At 38.2% G+C, this 943-nt stretch carries 1 tRNA gene and 1 rRNA gene; both read right to left on the bottom strand.

Going from position 1 to position 943, the window contains the following annotated elements:
• Window positions 1-220: ribosomal RNA gene (locus Q4503_RS18780) — 23S ribosomal RNA — on the bottom strand; the annotation flags it as partial.
• 526 nt (window positions 221-746) lie between these two features.
• Window positions 747-822: transfer RNA gene (locus tag Q4503_RS18775), tRNA-Ala, on the bottom strand.
• Window positions 823-943: the final 121 nt, after the last annotated feature.

The raw sequence follows: 943 nt of genomic DNA, 5'->3' as shown, positions 1-943 counted from the left end.
CTTTTCCTCGGGGTACTTAGATGTTTCAGTTCTCCCGGTTCGCCTCGTTAACCTATGTATTCAGTTAACGATACCTATCTTATGATAAGTGGGTTTCCCCATTCGGACATCTTTGGCTATAACGGTTTTTATCACCTCACCAAAGCTTTTCGCAGATTAACACGTCCTTCATCGCCTCTAACTGCCAAGGCATCCACCACATACGCTTAGTCACTTAACCATACAACCCTAAGTAGTCTTTTCTTAAAAGAATCAATTACGAAGTACACCGTGGTGACTAAACCACAGTAATTGTAAAGTCTGACATTTTCACGTACTCAATATATCCGAAGATATAAGATGAGTTACTTGATAAGACATCTTTGCTCTAAGAGCAATTATGAATTCGATAATACATCCTTGGGGGGATGCATTATCACCATCACAACATTCACGATAAGAGAATGTTATAACAGCTTGGTATTTATATTTACGTTAAACAACAGCGCGACACCGTGTTCAACATATAAATACCGATATTTATATCAGCTTTCCAGATTGTTAAAGAACTCATTTTTAACGCGCATTCGGTTAAAAACTTGGTTTAAAAAACCAAACTTAAATTATCATCATTTTGATAGATTAAGTTTGGTCTCTTTCTTCATATAAAAGAAACGATGGTATTTTGACTTTCTTTACAAGGCTTTTGAATGCGACGCATAGTTTCTCTTATGCGAGTATTCAAGTAACGCGGTAAAAAATCAAAATGGTGGAGCTAAGCAGGATCGAACTGCTGACCTCCTGCGTGCAAGGCAGGCGCTCTCCCAGCTGAGCTATAGCCCCATCAGGGTTTCTTTCAATTTTGTTATCATGTAATTTGTGTGAATACTCTGAAGCACCCTTAAAAGAGAACTTCCATTATTCGTTTTTACTTCAAGATAAGGAGGTGATCCAACCCCAGGTT

The sequence above is a fragment of the Colwellia sp. 6_MG-2023 genome (assembly GCF_030547765.1).
Classification (GTDB): Bacteria; Pseudomonadota; Gammaproteobacteria; order Enterobacterales; family Alteromonadaceae; genus Colwellia.
This window is presented reverse-complemented; position numbering and strand designations above follow the sequence as displayed.